The organism is Micromonospora sp. NPDC047730 (genome assembly GCF_043204765.1).
Classification (GTDB): domain Bacteria; phylum Actinomycetota; class Actinomycetes; order Mycobacteriales; family Micromonosporaceae; genus Micromonospora.
In genome coordinates, this window is the sequence record NZ_JBIDCU010000003.1 from 14,265 (window position 1) to 34,076 (window position 19,812).

At 74.1% G+C, this 19,812-nt stretch carries 21 protein-coding genes; 4 read left to right on the forward strand and 17 right to left on the reverse strand.

Features of this window, described 5'->3' with window-relative positions; translation table 11 throughout:
• Nucleotides 1–42: 42 nt before the first annotated feature.
• Nucleotides 43–840, reverse strand: a complete 798-nt coding sequence (locus ACGF5G_RS09345) for a S1 family peptidase (RefSeq protein ID WP_393260702.1) — start codon at nucleotides 838–840, stop codon at nucleotides 43–45.
• 194 nt (nucleotides 841–1,034) lie between these two features.
• Between ACGF5G_RS09345 and ACGF5G_RS09350 the strand changes: the two genes are divergently transcribed.
• Nucleotides 1,035–1,301 (forward strand): hypothetical protein, encoded by a 267-nt coding sequence (locus tag ACGF5G_RS09350; protein ID WP_393260704.1) that lies wholly within the window; start codon nucleotides 1,035–1,037, stop codon nucleotides 1,299–1,301.
• A 204-nt stretch (nucleotides 1,302–1,505) separates the two neighbouring features.
• Here the strand turns inward: ACGF5G_RS09350 and ACGF5G_RS09355 are convergent, their stop codons facing one another.
• Nucleotides 1,506–2,051: a hypothetical protein gene (locus ACGF5G_RS09355; protein ID WP_393260707.1), complete on the reverse strand. Its 546-nt coding sequence runs from the start codon at nucleotides 2,049–2,051 to the stop codon at nucleotides 1,506–1,508.
• Between the two features lie 109 nt (nucleotides 2,052–2,160).
• Here ACGF5G_RS09355 and ACGF5G_RS09360 point away from each other — a divergent pair, with 109 nt between their 5' ends.
• Together ACGF5G_RS09360 and ACGF5G_RS09365 are read left to right on the forward strand one after the other, a co-directional pair.
• Entirely contained in the window at nucleotides 2,161–3,393 is a 1,233-nt protein-coding gene (locus tag ACGF5G_RS09360) for a GNAT family N-acetyltransferase (RefSeq protein WP_393260710.1), read from the forward strand.
• A gap of 61 nt (nucleotides 3,394–3,454) precedes the next feature.
• On the forward strand, nucleotides 3,455–3,778 hold the full coding sequence (locus ACGF5G_RS09365; protein WP_393260712.1) for a hypothetical protein: 324 nt from the start codon (nucleotides 3,455–3,457) through the stop codon (nucleotides 3,776–3,778).
• Between the two features lie 143 nt (nucleotides 3,779–3,921).
• On the opposite strand, the gene ACGF5G_RS09370 is transcribed toward ACGF5G_RS09365, so the two are convergent.
• From ACGF5G_RS09370 to ACGF5G_RS09385, 4 genes are all read right to left on the reverse strand, one after another.
• The gene (locus ACGF5G_RS09370) at nucleotides 3,922–4,389 is read right to left on the reverse strand and encodes a ribose-5-phosphate isomerase (protein ID WP_393260715.1); all 468 of its coding nucleotides are present in this window, start codon (nucleotides 4,387–4,389) and stop codon (nucleotides 3,922–3,924) included.
• Between the two features lie 71 nt (nucleotides 4,390–4,460).
• On the reverse strand, nucleotides 4,461–5,660 hold the full coding sequence (locus tag ACGF5G_RS09375; protein WP_393260717.1) for a DUF1015 family protein: 1,200 nt from the start codon (nucleotides 5,658–5,660) through the stop codon (nucleotides 4,461–4,463).
• 147 nt (nucleotides 5,661–5,807) lie between these two features.
• The gene (locus ACGF5G_RS09380; RefSeq protein ID WP_393260719.1) at nucleotides 5,808–6,281 is read right to left on the reverse strand and encodes a hypothetical protein; all 474 of its coding nucleotides are present in this window, start codon (nucleotides 6,279–6,281) and stop codon (nucleotides 5,808–5,810) included.
• Between the two features lie 302 nt (nucleotides 6,282–6,583).
• The gene (locus ACGF5G_RS09385; RefSeq protein ID WP_393260721.1) at nucleotides 6,584–7,207 is read right to left on the reverse strand and encodes a DsbA family protein; all 624 of its coding nucleotides are present in this window, start codon (nucleotides 7,205–7,207) and stop codon (nucleotides 6,584–6,586) included.
• Between the two features lie 210 nt (nucleotides 7,208–7,417).
• Between ACGF5G_RS09385 and pepN the strand changes: the two genes are divergently transcribed.
• On the forward strand, nucleotides 7,418–9,967 hold the full coding sequence (pepN, locus tag ACGF5G_RS09390; protein ID WP_393260723.1) for an aminopeptidase N: 2,550 nt from the start codon (nucleotides 7,418–7,420) through the stop codon (nucleotides 9,965–9,967).
• A 133-nt stretch (nucleotides 9,968–10,100) separates the two neighbouring features.
• Here pepN and ACGF5G_RS09395 read toward each other — a convergent pair whose 3' ends face one another.
• The 11 genes from ACGF5G_RS09395 to ACGF5G_RS09445 form a co-directional block, all read right to left on the reverse strand.
• Complete coding sequence (locus tag ACGF5G_RS09395; protein ID WP_393260725.1) at nucleotides 10,101–10,508, reverse strand: DUF5130 family protein; 408 nt, start codon at nucleotides 10,506–10,508, stop codon at nucleotides 10,101–10,103.
• Nucleotides 10,495–10,782: a hypothetical protein gene (locus tag ACGF5G_RS09400; protein WP_350684434.1), complete on the reverse strand. Its 288-nt coding sequence runs from the start codon at nucleotides 10,780–10,782 to the stop codon at nucleotides 10,495–10,497. The genes ACGF5G_RS09395 and ACGF5G_RS09400 overlap by 14 nt, the downstream gene beginning before the upstream one ends.
• Before the next feature lie 73 nt (nucleotides 10,783–10,855).
• Nucleotides 10,856–12,319 (reverse strand): amidase, encoded by a 1,464-nt coding sequence (locus ACGF5G_RS09405; RefSeq protein ID WP_393260727.1) that lies wholly within the window; start codon nucleotides 12,317–12,319, stop codon nucleotides 10,856–10,858.
• 148 nt (nucleotides 12,320–12,467) lie between these two features.
• Nucleotides 12,468–13,502 carry an amidohydrolase family protein gene (locus ACGF5G_RS09410; RefSeq protein ID WP_393260728.1) on the reverse strand — a complete coding sequence of 345 codons (1,035 nt, stop codon included), beginning with the start codon at nucleotides 13,500–13,502 and terminating at the stop codon, nucleotides 12,468–12,470.
• The gene (locus ACGF5G_RS09415; protein WP_350708470.1) at nucleotides 13,502–14,026 is read right to left on the reverse strand and encodes a 3-hydroxyanthranilate 3,4-dioxygenase; all 525 of its coding nucleotides are present in this window, start codon (nucleotides 14,024–14,026) and stop codon (nucleotides 13,502–13,504) included. Before ACGF5G_RS09415 ends, ACGF5G_RS09410 begins: the two co-directional genes overlap by 1 nt.
• Nucleotides 14,023–14,451 (reverse strand): RidA family protein, encoded by a 429-nt coding sequence (locus tag ACGF5G_RS09420; RefSeq protein ID WP_393260730.1) that lies wholly within the window; start codon nucleotides 14,449–14,451, stop codon nucleotides 14,023–14,025. Before ACGF5G_RS09420 ends, ACGF5G_RS09415 begins: the two co-directional genes overlap by 4 nt.
• Nucleotides 14,452–14,575: 124 nt before the next feature.
• Complete coding sequence (locus tag ACGF5G_RS09425; protein ID WP_357462919.1) at nucleotides 14,576–15,349, reverse strand: fumarylacetoacetate hydrolase family protein; 774 nt, start codon at nucleotides 15,347–15,349, stop codon at nucleotides 14,576–14,578.
• A gap of 173 nt (nucleotides 15,350–15,522) precedes the next feature.
• A complete protein-coding gene (gene dmpG, locus ACGF5G_RS09430) occupies nucleotides 15,523–16,581 on the reverse strand; it encodes a 4-hydroxy-2-oxovalerate aldolase (protein ID WP_357695651.1) in 1,059 nt (352 codons plus the stop codon).
• Nucleotides 16,578–17,534, reverse strand: coding sequence for an acetaldehyde dehydrogenase (acetylating) (locus ACGF5G_RS09435; protein WP_393260734.1), 957 nt, complete (start codon nucleotides 17,532–17,534; stop codon nucleotides 16,578–16,580). Before ACGF5G_RS09435 ends, dmpG begins: the two co-directional genes overlap by 4 nt.
• Nucleotides 17,531–18,328 carry a 2-keto-4-pentenoate hydratase gene (locus tag ACGF5G_RS09440; protein WP_393260737.1) on the reverse strand — a complete coding sequence of 266 codons (798 nt, stop codon included), beginning with the start codon at nucleotides 18,326–18,328 and terminating at the stop codon, nucleotides 17,531–17,533. The genes ACGF5G_RS09435 and ACGF5G_RS09440 overlap by 4 nt, the downstream gene beginning before the upstream one ends.
• Complete coding sequence (locus tag ACGF5G_RS09445; RefSeq protein WP_393261635.1) at nucleotides 18,325–19,806, reverse strand: 2-hydroxymuconic semialdehyde dehydrogenase; 1,482 nt, start codon at nucleotides 19,804–19,806, stop codon at nucleotides 18,325–18,327. Before ACGF5G_RS09445 ends, ACGF5G_RS09440 begins: the two co-directional genes overlap by 4 nt.
• Nucleotides 19,807–19,812 lie beyond the last annotated feature (6 nt).

Sequence of the window (19,812 nt, forward strand, 5' to 3'; positions counted from 1 at the left end):
GGCCGGACGGGCCGGCCGGGTCCCCGCACACCGTTCCCGCGACTAGCCGCCGAGGCTCGCCGCCGCCGAGGCGATCGCCGGGGCGAAGGTGCTCACCTGGGTGTAGACGCCGGGGTAGTAGGGCCGGGCGCAGCCGTTGCCCCAGCTCGTGATCCCGACCTGGATCCAGGCGTTGGTCGCGTCCCGCCGGAACATCGGGCCGCCCGAGTCGCCCTGGCAGGTGTCGACCCCGCCGCTGGCGTAGCCCGCGCAGATCTCCTCGCTCGGGATGATCTGGCCACCGTAGTAGGAGTTGCAGGTGGCGTCGCTGACGAACGGCACGGTCGCCTTGCGCAGGTAGCGCTGCTGCGCGCCGCCCTCCTGGGTGGCACCCCACCCGGCGACCGTGAAGGTGCCGTTGTCGTACGCGGTGCTGGTGGCGATCTTGAGCGTGGGCAGCGTGGTCACCGGGGTGGCCAGCCGGATCAGGGCCCAGTCCCTGCCGTTGCCGTTGTAGCCGGGCGCCCGGTAGACGTAGTTGGACCGCACCTGGATCCGGCTCGACGACTGGAGGTCCACCACGCCGAGGGTGGCGGTGATGCTGGTGTTCGCACCGGTCCCGCCGACGCAGTGCGCGGCGGTCAGCACCAGCCGGGGACTGTAGAGGGAGCCGCCGCAGCCCATCGAGAGCCGGACCATGAAGGGGAACTCGCCCTGCGCGGCGAGGGTGCCGCCGACGACGTACGGAGTCACGTCCGACGCGGGCCTGGCACCGGCCGGAACGGCCAGGACGAACGAGCCGGCGGTGACCGCCACCAACGCGGCGGCCAACCGGCCGATGAGTCTGCGCCAACGGACCATGGGAGCCTCCCCGAGCTTCGCGGCGCGCGGGGGTCGACGCGCCGGCATCCGATGGCGGGATCCTATGGACATATATCGATGATCGGCAATGTTCGGGCCCATCCCGCGTCGGTCATACCGCCGCGCACCGGGCGGCGACCTCCCCGCGGGAGACCGCCCGTTTTGCGTCGGGACCGCCCGGGTACCGCAGCCCCATGGACACGAACACGAAGGCACACCTGGTCGGCGGCCCCCGGGACGGCAGCACCATCGACGCGGGCGGCGACGCCCTCGTGGAGGTGGAGATCGACGGCATGATGCACCGCTACATCCGCACCACCAGGCAGCACGGCGAGGACGGCACGATCTACAACTACGACGGGATGGTCGCGCCGGACGGTGGGCAGCCCGGCGTCGAGGACCCGGCCGCCCGGGTGGCCTCCCCGAAGGCGGACGCGGAGGGCCACGGCGGCAAGCACTGACCGCCGGGTCAGGCCGGCCCGGGCGCGGATGAACCGCGACCCGCCGGGTAAGCAGCGGCCGACCTGGTGGAGTGGAGAACGACCGGGGTCGCGACACGCGACCGGGCGCGCGGGCGGGCGGCGGACGCCGACCCGCCCGGGCGTGCGGTCAGTCCCGGGTGATGCGGTTTCTCCGGTCGGGCCCGGGTGATGCCCGCGGTCCGGTCAGTTCCCGGTGATCCAGTTCCAGGCCGACACGACCCACTCGGTCTGCTGCAGGTAGGCGATGCCGAGGCCGGCCAGGAAGACCGCCGTGACCAGGTGCGCCCCGCGCGCGCTGCGGCGCACCCGGCCCAACTGCCGCTCCAGCACCACGCGGCCGAGCAGCCGGGCCAACGCGAAGAGACCGGCCGCCACCAGCAGGCTCAGCACGAAGATCAGCAGCGGCCCGGCCAGGTCGCCGCCGCCCGAGATCGCCCAGATCCCCCAGCAGACGAACGCGAAGAGCGTCCCGGCGGCGCTCCACTCGCCGCCGCGCTTGAGCTGCGCGACGTGCCAGCTCAGCGGGCGCCGCGGCGCCGGCCCGTCGGGCCAGCCCGTGCCGGTCGGCTCCTGCCCGACCACGGGGAACGGTTCGGTGCGCGGAGCCCGGGGCTGCCCGACCGAGGCCACCCCCCGCCGGTACGCGTCGCGCTGCGGCGGCACCCCGACACCAGGCTGCGGCGGCACCTCGACGGTCCGCTCGGCCCACGGCTGTGTCTGGTCGGCCATCTCGTCCCTCCCCTGGACCGACGGCGACCACCGGCCACCGTCCGGCTTCGAGGGTAGCCAGCCGGCAAATCGGTCGCCGAGCCCGCACCGATCGGCTAGACACAGCGGCGTGACGAAACCCCCACTCGCGGCCGGGACCGCCCGCGCCGATGACTTCGACGAGCTGGCCCGACTGCTCGGCCACCTCTTCCACGCCCCGGCCGACCCCGAGGCGCACGAGATCGAGCGGGCGCTCTTCGAGCCCGAGCGCACGCTGCTGATCCGGGACGGCGGCGAGGCGGTGGCGACCGCACGGGCGTTCACCCGGGAACTCACCGTGCCGGGCGCACGGGTGCCGGCCGCCCACGTCAGCGGGGTGGGCGTCGCACCCACCCACCGACGCCGGGGACTGCTCACCCAGCTCATGGTGCGACAGCTGCGGCAGGTGCGCGACGAGGGCCGGGAACCGGTGGCGGTGCTGTGGGCCAGCGAGGGCGGCATCTACCCCCGCTTCGGCTACGGCCTGGCCGCCCAGCGGCTCTCCGTCCAGTGCGCCACCGTCGCGCTGCGGATGCCGGACCGTACGCCCGCGGAGGGCCGGCTGCGCCTGGCCGCGCCTGCCGACTGCCGGGCCGAGCTGGCCGGGGTGTACGACCGGGTGCGCCCCGAGCGCCCCGGCTGGTCCAGCCGCGACGAGGCGTGGTGGCGGTACGTGCTGAGCGACCAGGCCGACCGGCGGGGCGGCGCCACCGAGCGCCGGGCGGTGCTGCACGAGGGGCCGGACGGCGTGGACGGGTACGGGCTCTTCCGTACGCGCGCGAACTGGGAGAGCGTCGGGCCGAACGGGATCACCACGGTCGACGAGGTGGTGGCCGCCACCCCGGCGGCGTACGCGGCGATGTGGCGGATGCTGCTCTCGCTCGACCTGGCCGGGCAGCTCTCCTTCGGGGCGGGCGCGGTGGACGAGCCGCTGCTGCGGCTGGTCAACGAGCCGCGCCGGCTGGGCGCGCAACTGGTCGACGCGCTCTGGCTGCGGGTGGTGGACGTGCCCGCCGCGCTCGCCGCCCGCCGCTACGCGACCGGGGTGGACGTGGTGATCGAGATCACCGACGAGCTGCTCCCGGAGAACGCCGGCCGCTGGCACCTGAGCGGCGGGCCGGAGCGGGCCGGGTGCGCGCCGACGGACCGGCCGGCCGAGCTGGCCTGCGACGTGCGCTGCCTCGGCGAGCTATACCTGGGTGGCGCCGGACTGGCCGCGCTCGCTGCCGCCGGCCGGGTACGCGAGCTGCGTCCCGGCGCGTTGGCCGCCGCAGGTCCGGCCTTCGGCTGGCACCGGGCCCCCGCCGGCATGGACGTGTTCTGACCACCAGGCCACCGGCGCGGGCGGGCCGGCGGCGGTGGGCCTCGGGCGGTACGGTCGGCTGATGGGGGACGTGGAGCGACGGCGCCGCCGGCTACGGCACTCGGGCGGCGACCCGGGCCCGCCCGAGGGACCGCAGGCCACGACCCCGGGCGTGCACGACGGCGGCGCCGAGCCCTCGCGCGGTCGCCGGGGCGGCCCGGGCGACGAGGGGGAGCGCGGCCTGCGCGGCCTGGTCGGCTCCGGCTCGTCCCAGGTGAGCGTGACGGCCGCGATGCGGGCCCGCGACGCCGCCCAGCCGACCGACGAGGACCTGGCCGCGGCCGAGGAACGCGTGGTGGTCATCCGCCGGAACTGGACGCCCCGCGAGGACCTTCCCCGCCGCTGACGCCGAACCGCAACTGACGCCGACCCGCGCCGCCCGGCGATCCTGGTACGGAGGCGACCCCACGGGGGCCGCTCCGCACCAGGATCCGGGACAGGCGCCGTCAGGTGCGCCGGGCAGGGATGGCGCAGGTGGGAGGCGGCGGGTCAGGGAAGGGCGGGCAGTTGGCGGGTGCGCTCGTAGTCGGCCATCTGGCCGATCCGGCGGGCGTGCCGCTCGTTGCTGGAGAACGGAGTGGTCAGGAACGCCTCGACGATGGCCGTCGCCTCGTCCAGGGTGTGCTGGCGCGCGCCGACCGCGACGATGTTCGCGTCGTTGTGCTCGCGGGCGAGCTGGGCGGTCTCGATGCTCCAGGCGAGGGCCGCGCGGACCCCGGTCACCTTGTTCGCGGCGATCTGCTCGCCGTTGCCGGAGCCGCCGATGACCACCCCGAGGCTGCCGGCGTCCGCCACCACCCGGTCACCCGTGTGCAGGCAGAAGGCCGGGTAGTCGTCGTCCGGGTCGTAGGCGTGCGGGCCGACGTCGACGACGTCGTACCCCTCCTTGGTCAGGTGGTTGACCAGGTGCACCTTCAGCTCGAAACCGGCGTGGTCGGATCCCAGGTAGACGCGCATACCGCGCAGTCTGTCAGGGCGCGCGCCCGGGACGCCGCGCGGGCGGCGCCCCGGGGCGGATTCGTCACAACTCAGCGGGACAACTCGGCGACCACCAGGCCGCCGCGCGCCTTCGGGGTGAACCAGGTGCTCTTGCGCGGCATCTTCTCCCGCGCCAGGTTGACGGCCACGAAGTCGTCCACGGTCACCGGGGCGATCAGGACGGCCAGCTCGGCCCGACCCGCGTCGACCTCCCCGGTCAGCCAGCTCGCCGGGTAGTCGCCGCCGACGTAGGTGATCCGCTTGTCGCCCGGGTCGAGCCCGAGGGCGTCGCGCAGCAGCAGCCGCTCGACCAGCGCGTGGTCCAGGTTCTCCAGCCGGCCGCCGCCCACCTGCGGCAGGGTGACGGCGTACCCCCGGTCGGGGAGGCGGAGGTGGACGGTGCCGCCGGCCGCCGGGACCTCGACCGGTCCGTCGATCGGGGCGACCTCCGCGCCGGCGGCGCGGAGCCGGTCGAGCAGCTCGTCGGCGGTGGTGGTCAGCTCGCTGACCAGCCGGTTGTAGGGCTGGATCGCCACCGACGCCGGCGTCGTGATCACCGACAGGAAGCGCGGCAGCCCGCCGGTCTGCGCGGCCAGGCTGCGGTGGTTGCCGTCCGCCACGACCAGCTCCCCGCCGCCCGCGAGCGCGGTCAGCTCGTCCTGCTCCGGGCCGGGGCCGAGCAGCCAGATGGCGTGGGTGCGCCCGGCCTGGTCGGTGTCGGTCGCCGCGGGCGCCCCGGCCGCGTCGGTCGCCGCCGCGAGCGCGGCGTGCAGCTCGTCGCCGCGCCCGGTCTGCAGCAGCAGTACGGGCGAGAGGAGGTGACCCAGCGCCTCGGCCAGCGCCACCCGCTCCCGCACCTTGGCGATGAAGACGTCCTCGTTGCGGATGACCAGACCGGGCTCGTCGGCCCGGGTGGAGATCTGGTCGGTGTCGGTCATGGCCCAGAGCCCGTACGCCGTCTCCTCCCCCGGCGCGCTGATCCGGTAGAGGACCACGACCTGCTCGGCCGGGGTGTAGCTGCCGTCGGCCTTGGCCTCGGCGAGGCGGGTCACCGCGTCCGGCAGGGCGTCGAGGAAGGACTTCCCCAGGCTCTCCGGCGCCCGGTGCGGCATCTCGATGCCGAGGGCACTGTGCGGGTTCGCCTCGATGATCGCGGTGATCTCCGCGTCGTCGGCGAACTCGTCGTAGTTCTGCGCGCCGGTGCCGCCAGTGGTGATCCAGGCCCGGGCGATCGGATGCACGACCGTCATGTGCGACCACGCTACCGGCGACGCGACTGCCGGCGTGACGGGACCCGCGCGGCGTCCACCAGATGAAAGAGCGGCCGTGCCGGGGCCACCGCTTCGGGTGGTGCGGCGGCCACGCCGCCGGCAGGCCGTGTCCGCGCCCGCCGGTGGCTACTTCGCCGGCAGGCGGTGCCGGCCGGCCGACGCGGGAACGCCCGCCGGTCGCCGACCCGACCCGCCCGGCGCGGCGGGCACGATCGTCCGCGGCCCGGCCACCGACGCCGGCCGGTGCTCGGCCGGGGCGTTGCGTCGCTGCTCGGCCGGCGGGCCGAGCCGGTAATCGACGGGCGCGTTGCGTCGCTGCTCGGTCGGGGCGTTGCGTCGCTGCTCGGCCGGCGGGGTGAGTCGGTGGTCGGCCGGCGCGTTCCGCCGGTGCTCGGCCGGCGGGGTGAGTCGGGAGGTGGCCGGCACGCGGGCGACGCCGACCACGATCGGCGGGGCGAGCAGGTCCACCATGTGTGCGGGAAGGTCGGGGCGGACCGCCGGCCAGCGGGAGTCGTCGACCGACCAGTACGCCGCCTCCGGGCCCTCGGTCACCTCCTCCCCGGTCAGCGGATCGTCACCGGAAGCACGGTGCTTGGCCATCGGGATTGCCTCCACGAGCTGCGGGGTGCGGCCCTGCGGGTCGCTGCGGCGGACACCGAAGAGAACGAGTCCGCCGGCCCCCTGGTGACGCCGGGGACCGCGCCCCGCCGGGCCCCGGCTTCGCCGGGCCGCGGTGCCACGTCGGCACCCGGCCGCAACGCGCACGTCGGCAATCGGCCGCAACGCGCACATCGGCACCTGGCCGCAACGCGCACGCCGGCACCCGGCGCCGGACCGGCGGCACCCGGCCCCGCGAGCCGTGCGCCCGGTCCGGTCGGCGCACGGCTCGCGGGCCGTGGAGGTCAGTCGAAGATGGGGCCGAGCTCGCGGGAGCGCTTGAGCTCGTAGAAGCCCGGGGTGCCGGCGACCAGCAGGACACCGTCCCAGAGCCGACCCGCCGCCTCACCCTTCGGGCGCGGGGTGACCACCGGGCCGAAGAAGGCGACCGTGCCGCCGTCCGGGCCGGGCGCGTGGATCACCGGGGTGCCGACGTCGGTGCCGACCGGGCGCATGCCGGCCTCGTGGCTGGCCCGCAGCGCCTCGTCGTAACCGGCGCTCTCGGCGGCTTCGGCCAGCGCCGGGTCGAGCCCGGCGTCGGCCAGCGCGGCCGCGAACAGCTCCGGCGAGAGCTTCTCCTGCCCGAGGTGGATCCGGGTGCCCAGCGCGGTGTAGAGCTTCCGGACGGCCTCCTGGCCGTACCGCTGCTCGGCCGCGATGCAGACCCGCACCGGGCCCCAGCCCGTGCGCATCAGCTCCTGGTACTTCTCGGGCACCTCCCGGCCCTCGTTCAGCACCGACAGGCTCATCACGTGGAAGCGGACGTCCACGTCCCGGACCTGCTCGACCTCCAGCAGCCAGCGGGAGGTGATCCACGCCCACGGGCAGATGGGGTCGAACCACATGTCTACGGCGACACGCTCGCTCACGGTGGGTCCCTTCACGACAGGTGGCGCCGCCTTCGGCGCCTTCCCCGATCTTCACCCCGCCGGCCATCGACCGGCACCGGAATGAGAGCGTGACCTCGCCCACCGCGGGGTGTTCGTGCATGGAAGACTCGAATCCGGCCGTCACGAGCGGTCGGTGACGGCGCCAACGAGGCGTACGGCGAGACGGGATGGAGACGAACAGTGCCGGGAGTGCGCAACCTGACGCAGGTCGAGGCCACCGAGCGGGCCCGCCTGCTCGACGTGACCGGGTACGACATCAGTCTGGACCTCTCGACCGCCGTCCAGGCGGCCGAGGGTCGCACCTTCCGATCCACCACCGAGATCCGGTTCCGGTGCGCCGAGCCGGGGTCGAGCACCTTCATCGAGGTGGCCGCCGACTCGGTGCGGTCGGCGACGCTGAACGGCGCCCCGGTCGACCTCGGCGGCTGGTCGGCGGAGAAGGGTCTGACGCTGTCCGGGCTGGGCAGCGAGAACACGCTGGTGGTCGACGCGGACTTCGCGTACTCGAACAGCGGGCAGGGCCTGCACCGCACGGTCGACCCGGTCGACGGCGAGACCTACCTCTACAGCCAGTTCGAGACGGCGGACGCGCAGCGGGTCTTCGCCTGCTTCGACCAGCCCGACCTGAAGAGCGTCTACACCTGGCACGCCACCGTCCCGGACCACTGGAAGGTGGTCTCGAACATGCCGGTGGAGCGCGAGGAGCCGGCGGGCGAGGGCCTCAAGACGGTGCACTTCGCCACCTCCGCGCGGATGAGCACCTACATCACCGCGCTCTGCGCCGGGCCGTACCACGAGGTGCGGGACAGCCACGACGGCATCGACCTGGGCGCGTACTGCCGCGCCTCCATGGCGCAGTACATGGACTCGGACGACCTCTTCCTGATCACCAAGCAGGGCTTCGACTTCTTCCACGAGCAGTTCGGCGTCCGCTACCCGCTGCCCAAGTACGACCAGCTCTGGGTGCCCGACTTCAACGCCGGCGCGATGGAGAACTTCGGCTGCGTCACGCACGCCGAGGCGCACTACATCTTCCGCTCGCAGGTGACCGACTTCGAGTACGAGCAGCGGGCCAACACGATCCTGCACGAGCTGGCCCACATGTGGTTCGGCGACCTGGTCACCATGCGCTGGTGGAACGACCTGTGGCTGAACGAGTCGTTCGCCGAGTGGGCCAGCCACTGGTGCAACACCCACGCGACCCGGTTCCGCGAGGCGTGGACGACCTTCCTCTCCATCCGCAAGAACTGGGGCTACCGGCAGGACCAGCTCTCCTCCACCCACCCGGTCTACTGCGAGATGCCGGACCTGGAGGCCGTCGAGGTCAACTTCGACGGGATCACCTACGCCAAGGGCGCCAGCGTGCTCAAGCAACTGGTCGCGTACGTGGGCGAGGAGCCGTTCCTGGCCGGTCTGCGGGCGTACTTCGGCAAGCACGCGTGGGGCAACGCCACCTTCGACGACCTGCTCACCGAGCTGGAGGCCGCCTCCGGCCGGGAGCTGCGCAAGTTCGCCGCGCAGTGGTTGGAGACCGCGCAGGTCAACACGCTGCGGCCGGAGGTGACCATCGGGACGGACGGCGCCTACGAGAACGTCGTGGTGCGCCAGGAGGCGCCGGCCGGGTACCCGACGCTGCGCACGCACCGGATCGGGGTCGGCCTCTACGACCTGACCGACGGCCGGCTGGTCCGCCGCGAGCGCCTCGAGGTCGACGTGACCGGCGAGCGGACGGAGCTGGCCGAGCTGCGCGGCGTGCGCGCCGCCGACGTGCTGCTGCTCAACGACGACGACCTCACCTACACCAAGCTGCGGCTGGACGAGCGGTCGATGGCCACCGTGGTGCAGCACATCGCCGGGCTCGAGTCGTCGCTGGCCCGCGCGCTCTGCTGGACGGCCGCCTGGGACATGACCCGGGACGCCGAGCTGGCCGCCCGCGACTACGTGGCGCTGGTGCTGGCCGGGCTGCCCGCCGAGACCGACATCAACCTGGTCACCGCGACGCTGCGGCAGGCCACCACGACGCTCACCGTCTACGCCGACCCGGCCTGGGCGCCGACCGGCTGGGCGGAGCTGGCCCGCACCGCCCGCACCGCGTTGGCCGCCGCCGAGCCGGGCAGCGGCTTCCAGCTCGCCTGGGCCCGGGCGTACGCCTCGGCGGCCCGCTCCGCCGAGGACCTGGCGACCCTGCGCGGCTGGCTGGCCGGCAGCGGCGTCCCCGCCGGGCTGACCGTCGACACCGAGCTGCGCTGGACGGTGCTGGACGCGCTGGTCGCGAACGGCGCGGCCGGTCCCGCCGAGATCGAGGCCGAGCTGGCCACCGACCGGACGGCCAGCGGCGACCGGGAGGCGGCGCACGCGCACGCGCTGGTGCCGACGGCGGAGAACAAGGCCGCCGTCTGGGCGGAGCTGACCGGGCCGGAGGCGCTGCCGAACTGGCGGCACCGGGCGCTGCTGCAGGGCTTCACCCACGCGGCGCAGGTCGAGCTGACCGCGCCGTACCGGGAGAAGTACTTCGCCGCGGTGGGCCAGGTGTGGGCCAGCCGGGACAGCGAGCCGGCGCAGGAGTTCGCGCAGCTGGCGTACCCGACGTACCTGGTGGAGGACGAGACCGTGGCGGCGACCGACGCGTGGCTGGCCGCCGACGGGCACCCGGCCCCGCTGCGCCGGCTGGTCGCCGAGGGCCGCGACGGCGTCGTCCGGGCCCTCAAGGCCCGCGCCAGGGACGCCCGGAGCGCCTGAGCAGGTCCGACAGGCCGGGGCCGGCGTGGGGAGACCCGCGCCGGCCCCGGCCTGTGTCGTGCGGGTCCCGGGCCCGCTCACGACGAAGCCCGGTCCGCACTGGCGGACCGGGCTTCGGTGTGAACGGGGGCGCTCAGCCCTTGCCGGCGTGGCTGGCGAGCTGGTCGAGGCCGTTGATGATGCCGCCGGTCAGGTCGCCGCCGCCGAAGGCCGCCACCATGGACAGGGCGGCGAGCCGGGCGTACGTGTCCGGGATGCGCTTGCGGGCGTGCCGGCCGGTGACGATCTCCAGCTGACGCTGGTTGGGCGACACCGCGATCAGCACCGACCGGTCCGGCTCGGCGAGCTGGCGGTGCAGCCGCTCGGCGTGCTCCCGGATCGGCTCGTCGAGGCCGCCGACGAACACCGAGAAGACCAGGCCGGTGCCCTGGTCGGCCAGGCGCAGGGCCTCGTCGATGCGCAGCAGCTGTCGGGTCGTGAACGGCCCGTCCAGCACCTCGGGCGGATTCCCCGTCCCGACCTGCTTCTCACCAACGGTCACTTGCGCCTCCGGTTCCACCGGCCGGCGCCTCGATGCCGGCCTGCTCCTGCTTGCGGCTGGTCAGCGCCGGCGCCTGCGCGCCCGCTGCCAGGGCGGTGCCGGCCGAGTCGGCCAGCTGCTCCGGACGGCCCAGGAACCAGACCGGAGTGAAGTCGAAGGGCCGGCCCGGCCGGTAGCGCTTGTCGCCGCCACCACCGCCACCACGGCTACCGGCGTACGCCAGGCCGGCGATCACCAGCACCGCGGCCGCCGGGATGCCGACGAAGACCAGCAACGTCTCGGTTACAGACAATCCCAACGCCCCCAGGCGGAAGAAGAGACCTCGAACATCCGGGTCGGGTGGACGATCATGGTGCCGACCGCCCGACTCCGCTGCCATTCACGTTAGCGGAGCCGACGGCCCGCCAGATTGCGGGGTGGCGTTCCCACCCGCCACTGGAGTTCTCCAGTTGCGCAGCGGTGGCGACCAACCTCGCGTCGTCGCCGTACCGGCCGGTGAGCAGGACGCCCACGGGCAGGCCCTCGGCGGTGACGCCGACCGGCAGCGAAACCGACGGATCGCCGGTGACGTTGAAGACGGCGCAGTACGGCGAGAACCGGCGTTGCCGGTCGAAATCCTCCGCCGGGTCGCCGCCCTCGGCGAACCAGCCCACCGGGGCTTGGGGCGCGGCGAGCGTCGGGCAGAGCAGCAGGTCGCACCCGGCGGTGCGCCGGACACCGAGGCGCACCTGCGCCTGGAGCTCGCCGAGCGTGGCGGTGAGGGTGCCGGCGGAGACCTCCGCACCCCGGGCGCGCAGGTGGCGGGTCAGCGGCAGCAGGTCGCCCTCCCGCTCCGGCGGCACGGGCGCGAGCGCCAGCACGTACCAGACGATCTCGAACAGCGGCCACACCGCGGGCCCGAACGGCGCCGGGACGTCGACCACCTCGTGCCCGGCAGCGGTGAGGAGCGCGGTGGCCCGGTCCACGGCGGCGACGCAGTCGGGGTGGACCGGTTCGTCGGCGAGCATCGGGGCGGTGAACCGGCCCACCCGCAGCCGACCGGGCTCCGCTGCCCGGGCCGCGGCGAGGAAGCCGCCGGCCGGCGGGGCGGGCGCCAGGTAGGGCTCGCCGGGCACCGGCTGGGCCAGCACGTCGAGCAGGGCCGCCACGTCGGCGACCGTCCGCCCGACCGGCCCGTTGGTCGGCAGGCCGTAGGCGCCGAACCCGACGGGGCCGCCGGGGACCAGGCCCCGGCTCGGCTTGTAGCCGACCAGCCCGCACAGCGACGCCGGGATGCGCAGCGAGCCGCCGCCGTCGGAGCCCTGGGCGACGGGCACCAGCCCGGCCGCGACGGCCGCCGCCGCCCCGCCGCTGGAGCCCCCGGCGGTGTACGCCAGGTCCCACGGGTTGCGGGCCGGCGGGGCGACCAGCCCCTCGGAGTAGAGCGAGCAGCCCAGCTCGGAGGTGGTGGTCTTGCCCAGGCTGACCAGCCCGGCCGCGCGCATGAACCGGACCACGTCGGCGTCGACGGGCGGCACGAAGTCGGCGAACGCGGCCGAGCCGAAGGTGGTGCGCACCCCGGCGGTGAGGGTGAGGTCCTTGATCGCCGTCGGGACGCCGTGCAGCGGGCCGCGTTCCCCGGCGGGCGCGGCGTCGGCGGCGCGGGCCGCCGCGCGGGCCAGCTCCGGCGTGACCGTGACGAACGCGCCGACCGTGTCGCCGAGCGCGTCGACCCGGGTGAGGTGGTGCTCGACCAGCTCGACGCTGGACAGCTCGCCGCGGGCGATCGCGGCGGCCTGCTCCAGCGCGGTCAGGTCGTGCGGCTCGGCCATCCCGTCATCCTGCCTGGTCCGGCCGCCGCTTTGCCGGACGACACGACCGGCCGGCCCGGCAAGGGGCCCATGTCCCCCGGCACGACGGAACCGGCCGGTCCCTCGCCGAACGCGCCCGTGCGACGTACGGCACTCCTGCCCCGTCCCGTTACCGGCCGAGGAAGCTCAGCGCGTTGCCGCCGAGCAGCTTGGCGCGCTGGTCGTCGGTGAGGAAGTCCGCCTCGCGCACCACCCGCCCGACCGGCCGCTCCCCCAGCGGGTACGGGTAGTCGCTGCCGAGCAGCACCCGGTCGGCGCCCATCGTGTCGACCAGCAGCCGCAGCGCCGGCCCGGAGAAGACGACCGAGTCGACGCGGAACCGGTCGACATAGGAACTGGGCGGGGCGGCGGAGGATCCGCGTACCAGGTCGCCCCGGCGGTGCCAGGCGTTGTCGGCGCGGCCCAGCCAGAACGGGAAGCTGCCGCCGCCGTGGGCGAAGCAGATCCGCAGCGTGTCGGGCACCTTGTCGAAGACGCCGCCGAGGATCAGCGCCAGCACCGACAGGTGCGTCTCGGCGGGCATGCCGGTGAGCCAGCGGGCCATCCAGCGGTCCAGCCGGGGGCCGCCCGGCATGTCCCACGGGTGCACGAAGACCGGCGCGCCGACCTCGGCGCAGTGGGTCAGGAACTGCACGATCCCGGCGTCGTCGAGGTCGCGGTCGCCGACGTGGTTGCCGATCTCCACGCCCGCGTGCCCGGCCGCGAGGCAGCGGTCCAGCTCGGCGCAGGCGGCGTCCGCGTCCTGCAACGGCACCTGGCAGAACGGCACCAGCCGGTCGCCGCCGGCGGCCGTGACCTCCAGGGTGAGGTCGTTGAAGATCCGCGCGACCTTCGCGGCCTGGTCGGCGGGGCGGTCGTAGCCGAAGAAGACCGGGGTGGGCGAGACGACCTGCACGTCGACGCCGTCCGCCGCCATGTCGCCGAGCCGCGTCGGCGCGTCCCAGCACTCCGCGCCGACCGGCCGGAACTCCGTCTCCCCCACCATGATCATGGCGGCGCGCTCGGAGTCGACCCGCAGCCAGGGCCAGCCGGACCCGCCGCACGCCGCGGCCAGGTCCGGCCACCCCCTCGGTACGACGTGCGTGTGCACGTCGACCACCGGGAACCGCGCCTGCCCCGGCAGGCCCTCGGCGGGAACCGCCATCAGCCCTTGCCCGGGTGCAGCGCGCCGCAGTTGTCGCAGGTGCGCGCCTTCTCGTCGGCGTAGAACGCCTGGAAGACCGGGGGCAGGTCGGCGGCGATGTCGCGGACCTGCAACTCGACCTCGTGCACCTTGTGGCTGCACTCCGGGCAGTACCACTGGAACCTCTCCAGCGTGCCCTCCTCGCGGACCCGCTCGATGACCATCCCGATGGAGCCGGCCTCCGGCCGCTGCGGCGAGTGCGGCGTGTTGCGCGGCAGCATCCACATCTGACCCTCGCGGATGTGCACCGTCCGCGGCCCCTCCGGGGTCATCAGGTTGACGTGCATGTTGCCCTTGACCTGGTAGAAGAACTCCTCGTACGGGTCGACGTGGAAGTCGGTGCGCTGGTTGGGCCCGCCCACCACCATGACGATGAAGTCGTCGCTGCCCGGCAACATCTCCTTGTTGCCCACCGGCGGCTTGAGCAGGTGCTGGTTCTCGGCAATCCAGCCCGGAAAGCTGAACGGCTCGGCGATCTCACTCACGACTGACCTCCTGCGGGAAGAAGGGCCACGGCCTGAATCTCGATGAGCAGGTGCGGGTGCGGCAACTGGTGCACGGCGACCGTCGTGCGGGTCGGGCCGGTCGCGTCGAAGAACTCCGCCCAGACCTCGTTGTAGCCACCGAAGTCGTTCATGTTGACCAGATAGGTGGTGACCTGCACGAGGTCGGACAGGTCCGCGCCGACCGAACGCAACAGGTCCCGGATGTTCTCGATCACCGCCCGGGTCTGCACCCGGATGTCGAGGTTGGTGGTGCCGAACTCGTCCACCTCGACGCCGGCGAAGGTGTTGTCCGGCCGCCGCGACGACGTACCGGAGACGAAGACGAACTCGCCCGCCACCTTGACGTGCGGAAACGCCCCCCGCGGCACGGCCTTCCCCGCCACCACGCGCGCCTCGCCGCTCATGACGCACCAACCGGAACCGACGCGCGAGCAACGACCACGACGGGGTTCCGGGCAGCCCGCCCGGCGCAGGGATCAAGCCTGACCGCCCGGAGCCGGGTGGGCTGCCCGGAACCCCCGACGCCGATCACGACGAAGCCCGCAGCGACGCCGTGCCGAGCTTCTCCACGACGGCCCGGACGTGGGCACCGGGACGCAGCGGCACGGCGGCGGTGGCCGCGCCGGCCAGGAACACCCAGCCCTCGCGGAGGCGCACCCCGTGCCGACCCGCGAGGCGGATCCCCTCGTCCAACGCCCGGCGCGGGTCACCGAGGATCGCCGCGGTCGAGCCGACCTGGGCCACCCGCCCGTCGACCTCCAGCAGCACGCCCAGGTTGTCCAGCCCGTCCGGCACCGGGCACCACGGCCCGACCACGAACGCGGCGGCCGACGCGTTGTCGGCGACCACGTCCGGCAGCGAGAAGGTGAAGTTCGCGTACCGGGAGTCGATCAGCTCGATCGCCGGGGCGACCGCCCGGACCGCGTCGGTGAAGTCGCCGACCGGCTCGCCGGGCTCGGGGAGCCGGTCCAGCAGGAACGCCACCTCCGGCTCGGCCCGGGGATGGATGTAGTCGCCGACCTCGACCGTGCCGCCGTCGGGCACCCGCATCGTGTCGGTGAGCCGGCCCCAGATCACCTCGTCCACGCCGACCTGGGCCATCTTCGCCTTGCTGGTCAGGCCCATCTTCAGCCCTACCAGCCGCTCGCCCCGGTCCAGCCGGCGCTGGAGCAGCGCGGTCTGCACCGCGTACGCGGCGTCGACGTCCAGGCCGGCCTCGGCCGCCAGTTGCGGGATCGCGGTGGCGGTGTCGGCCGCCGCGCCCAACCGCTCGGCGATCCCCGCCGTGTCCGGGCCGATCACCGTGCCACCTCCGTTCGCGACTGCGGGGCTCGCAGAACCGGCTCACTCCTCGCGCTCACCGTGCCACCTCCGTTCGCGACTGCGGGGCTCGCAAAACCGGCTCACTCCTCGCGCTCACCGTGCCACCTCCGTTCGCGACTGCGGGGCTCGCAAAACCGGCTCACTCCTCGCGCTCACAGCGATTCCTCCTTGCCGGCAAGGTCCAGCGCCACGTCCACGATCATGTCCTCCTGCCCGCCGACCATCCGGCGCCGGCCCAGCTCGACCAGGATCGACCGGACGTCCACGCCGTACTTGTCCGAGGCGCGCTCGGCGTGCCGCAGGAAGCTGGAGTAGACCCCGGCGTACCCCAGCGAGAGCGTCTCCCGGTCGACCTGCACGGGCCGGTCCTGCAGCGGCCGGACGACGTCGTCGGCGGCGTCCATCAGCGCGAAGACGTCGCAGCCGTGCTTCCAGCCGTGCAGCTCGGCGACGGCGACGAAGACCTCCAGCGGCGCGTTGCCGGCACCGGCGCCCTGCCCGGCCAGTGAGGCGTCCACCCGCACCGTCCGGCCGTGCGGCGCGCCGAGCGGGCCGTCGCCGAGGATCCGCCCGTGCTCGACCGCGACCACACTGTTGGCCACCCCGAGCGACAGGTTGTGGTGGGCGTGGATGCCGATCTGCGTCGCCGGCTCCAGCACCTGCCGGTACGCGTCGACCCGCTCGGCCACGTCGGACATCAGCAGCCGGCCACCGGAGTCGGTGACGTAGACGCAGTGCGCCCCGTACGACTCCATCAGTCTGGCCTGGGCGGCGAGCCCGGCCGGATCGTTCATGTGCGACATCATCAGGAAGCCGGAGACGTCCATGCCGTTCTCGCGGGCCCAGGAGATGTGCTGGGCGGAGATGTCCGCCTCGGTGCAGTGGGTGGCGATCCGCACGCTGGTCACCCCGAGCGCCTTCGCCGCCCTCAGGTCGGCGATGGTGCCGATGCCGGGCAGCAGCAGGGTGGTCAGCTTCGCGGTCGTCAGCACCTCGGCCGCCGCCGAGATCCACTCGGCGTCGCTGGCCGCGCCGTGGCCGTAGTTGACGCTGGAGCCGGCGAGCCCGTCGCCGTGCGCCACCTCGATGGCGGCCACCCCGGCCGCGTCGAGCGCCGCGGCGATGGTGCGCACCTGGTCGACGGTGTAGCGGTGGGCGATGGCGTGCATGCCGTCGCGCAGCGTCACGTCCTGGATGTACAGGTCGGTCATGCGGTCACCTCCACGGCGGCGTCGCGGTCGGTCACCGCCGCGCGCAGGGCCACCAGCCGCTCCCCGGTGCGCAGCGCGGCCGAGGTCATGATGTCCAGGTTCCCGGCGTACGCCGGGAGGTAGTGCCCGGCGCCGGAGACCTCCAGGAAGACGGAGACCTGCAACCCGGTCAGGTGCCGACCCAGCGACGGCACGTACGTGTCGACCCGGTCGAACTGCACGTCCTGCTTGAGCCGGTAGCCGGGGACATACTCCTGGACGGTCGCCACCATCCGCGCCACCGAGGCGGCGATCGCGGCGCGGTCGGCGTCGGCGTCCGGGCAGAGGCAGTAGACCGTGTCCCGCATCAGCAGCGGCGGGTCGGCCGGGTTGAGCACGATGATCGCCTTGCCGCGCTCGGCGCCGCCGACCACCTCGATCGCCCGGGCGGTGGTCTCGGTGAACTCGTCGATGTTCGCCCGGGTGCCCGGCCCCGCCGACTTCGAGGCGATCGAGGCGACGATCTCCCCGTACGCGACCGGGGTGACCCGGCCGACGGCGGCGACGATCGGCACGGTGGCCTGCCCGCCGCAGGTCACCATGTTGACGTTGCGCTCGTGCAGGTGCTCGTCGAGGTTGACCGGGGGCACGACGTACGGGCCGATGGCGGCGGGGGTCAGGTCGACCACGGTGCGGCCGTGCTCCCGCAGCACCGCGTCGTTGTGCCGGTGCGCCCCGGCCGAGGTGGCGTCGAAGACCAGCTCGACGTCGGCGAACTCGGGCATCGCGACCAGCCCGTCGACGCCCTCGGCGGTGGTCGCCACGCCGAGGCGCCGGGCCCGGGCCAGGCCGTCGGAGGCCGGGTCGATGCCGGCCATCGCCACCATCCGGAGACCGTCACTCAGACGAAGAACCTTGATCATCAGATCGGTGCCGATGTTGCCCGACCCGATCACCGCCACCCCGACAGTCATGCCGCCTCCTCAGAGGACGAGAAACACGTCCGGACCGAGCCGAGGCCGGAGACTCGCGCCTCGTACGCCGCGCCCGGGATCACCGGCACCATCGGGCCGAGCGCCCCGGAGAGCACCACGTCGCCCGCGCGCAGCGGATCGCCGGAGCGGGCCAGCGTCTGCGCCAGCCACTCCAGCGCGTGCAGCGGGTTGCCCAGGCAGGCCGCGCCCGCGCCGACCGACACCGGCTCCCCCGCGTGTTCGAGGACCATTCCGCACAGCCGCAGGTCCACGTCGGCGAGGCGGCGCGGCGTGGTGCCCAGCACGAACAGGCCGCTGGAGGCGTTGTCGGCGACGGTGTCCACGATGGAGATGTCCCAGCCGGCGACCCGCGAGTCGACGATCTCGATCGCCGGCAGCACGTGGTCGACCGCCCGGACCAGGTCCGCGGTGGTGACCCGCTCGTTGGGCAGGTCCGCGCCGAGCACGAAGGCGACCTCCGCCTCCACCCGGGGCTGGAGCAGCCGGTCGATCGCCACCTCGGCCCCGTCCGGCACCGCCATCGCGTCGGTCAGCACGCCGAAGTCCGGCTGGTAGACGCCGAGGCCCTCCTGCACCGCCCGCGAGGTCAGCCCGATCTTCGCGCCGACCCGGCGGTGGCCCCGCTGCAACCACTGTCGCACCTGGAGCTGCTGGACGAGGTACGCCGAGGTGACGTCCCCCTCGGGCAGCAGCCGCCCGCGCAGCGGCGGGCAGGGCTTGCCGCTCTCCCGTGCCTCGACCAGTTCCCGGGCCGCGGCCTCGTAATCGATCATGAGAAGTCCACGCAGACGTTGGTGAGTTCGGAATAGAAGTCGAGCGAGTGCACGCCGCCCTCGCGCCCGATCCCGGACGCCTTCACCCCGCCGAACGGGGTACGCAGGTCGCGCAGGAACCAGGTGTTCACCCAGACGATGCCGGCGTCGAGCCGGGCCCCGGCCCGGTGCGCCCGCCCGACGTCCCGCGTCCAGACCGTCGCCGCCAGGCCGTACTCGGTGCCGTTGGCCAGCGCGTACGCCTCGTCCTCGTCGTCGAACGGGGCGACGTGCACCACCGGGCCGAAGATCTCCTCGGTGTTGGTGCGGGCGTCCGGGCCCAGCCCGGTCAGCACCGTCGGCTGCACGTACGCGCCGCCGTCGCGGGCGTCGCCGAAGGCGGGCGTGCCGCCCCCGGCCAGCACCTCGGCGCCCTCGGCGCGGGCGAGGTCGTAGTGGCCGAGCACCTTGGCGCGGTGCTGGTGCGAGATCAACGGCATGTTGACGGTGGCCTCGTCGGCCGGCCAGCCGTACGGCAGCTCCCCGGCCCGCTTCGCGAGCCGGGCGGTGAACTCCTCGAACACCGGGCGCTGCACGTAGATCCGCTCCGTACAGAGGCAGACCTGCCCGCCGTTGGTGAAGCTGGAGCGGACGGATCCGGCCACGGCCGCGTCGAGGTCGGCGTCGGCGAAGACCAGCCCGGCGTTCTTGCCGCCCAGCTCGAAGGAGACGGCCTTCACGCCGTCGGCGGCGGCCCGCATGATCGCGCCGCCGGTGGCCGACTCGCCGGTGAAGGTGATCGCGTCGACCCCCGGGTGGCGGGTGAGGAACTCCCCGGCCGAGTCCGGGCCGAAGCCGTGCACCAGGTTGAACACCCCGTCCGGCACGCCGGCGGCGGCCATCACCTCGGCGAGCAGGGTCGCCGAGGCGGGAGTCTCCTCGCTGGGCTTCACCACCACGGCGTTGCCGCAGGCCAGGGCCGGGGCGACCTTCCAGGTGAGCAGCAGCAGCGGCAGGTTCCACGGCACGATCACCGCGACCACGCCGACCGGCTTGCGAACGGCGTAGTTCAGCGCCCGGCCGCCGGTCGGGGTGACCGTGGTGAACGACTCGGTCGGCGCGGTCGCCACGATCTCGGCGAAGGCGCGGAAGTTCGCCGCGCCGCGCGGGATGTCCAGGGTGCGGGCCTGCGAGATGGCCTTGCCGGTGTCGGCGACCTCGGCGGTGACCAGGTCGTCGAAGCGGCGCTCCAGCTCATCGGCGACCCGGCGGAGCACCTCGGCGCGCTCCCGCTCCCCCATCCGGCCCCACGGCCCGCGCAGCGCCGCCCGCGCGGCGGCGACGGCGTCGTCCACGCGCGCCCGGTCGGCCTCCACGACCTCGAAGACCGGCTCGCCGGTGACCGGGCTGCGCTTGGTGAACCGACGCCCGGCGTCGACGAACTCGCCGCCGACGAAGTTGCGTAGCAGACCCGGGCCGTCGGGCGCCCGCCCGGTCATCAGCCG

Bases quoted from the DNA above. Each gene is read 5' to 3' on its own strand.
- ACGF5G_RS09345 (WP_393260702.1), bottom strand. From the start codon at position 840: ATGGTCCGTTGGCGCAGACTCATCGGCCGGTTGGCCGCCGCGTTGGTG.
- ACGF5G_RS09350 (WP_393260704.1), top strand. From the start codon at position 1,035: ATGGACACGAACACGAAGGCACACCTGGTCGGCGGCCCCCGGGACGGC.
- ACGF5G_RS09355 (WP_393260707.1), bottom strand. From the start codon at position 2,051: ATGGCCGACCAGACACAGCCGTGGGCCGAGCGGACCGTCGAGGTGCCG.
- ACGF5G_RS09365 (WP_393260712.1), top strand. From the start codon at position 3,455: ATGGGGGACGTGGAGCGACGGCGCCGCCGGCTACGGCACTCGGGCGGC.
- ACGF5G_RS09370 (WP_393260715.1), bottom strand. From the start codon at position 4,389: ATGCGCGTCTACCTGGGATCCGACCACGCCGGTTTCGAGCTGAAGGTG.
- ACGF5G_RS09375 (WP_393260717.1), bottom strand. From the start codon at position 5,660: ATGACGGTCGTGCATCCGATCGCCCGGGCCTGGATCACCACTGGCGGC.
- ACGF5G_RS09380 (WP_393260719.1), bottom strand. From the start codon at position 6,281: ATGGCCAAGCACCGTGCTTCCGGTGACGATCCGCTGACCGGGGAGGAG.
- ACGF5G_RS09405 (WP_393260727.1), bottom strand. From the start codon at position 12,319: ATGGCCGAGCCGCACGACCTGACCGCGCTGGAGCAGGCCGCCGCGATC.
- ACGF5G_RS09410 (WP_393260728.1), bottom strand. From the start codon at position 13,502: ATGGCGGTTCCCGCCGAGGGCCTGCCGGGGCAGGCGCGGTTCCCGGTG.
- ACGF5G_RS09420 (WP_393260730.1), bottom strand. From the start codon at position 14,451: ATGAGCGGCGAGGCGCGCGTGGTGGCGGGGAAGGCCGTGCCGCGGGGG.
- dmpG (WP_357695651.1), bottom strand. From the start codon at position 16,581: ATGACCGACCTGTACATCCAGGACGTGACGCTGCGCGACGGCATGCAC.
- ACGF5G_RS09435 (WP_393260734.1), bottom strand. From the start codon at position 17,534: ATGACTGTCGGGGTGGCGGTGATCGGGTCGGGCAACATCGGCACCGAT.
- ACGF5G_RS09440 (WP_393260737.1), bottom strand. From the start codon at position 18,328: ATGATCGATTACGAGGCCGCGGCCCGGGAACTGGTCGAGGCACGGGAG.
- ACGF5G_RS09445 (WP_393261635.1), bottom strand. From the start codon at position 19,806: ATGACCGGGCGGGCGCCCGACGGCCCGGGTCTGCTACGCAACTTCGTC.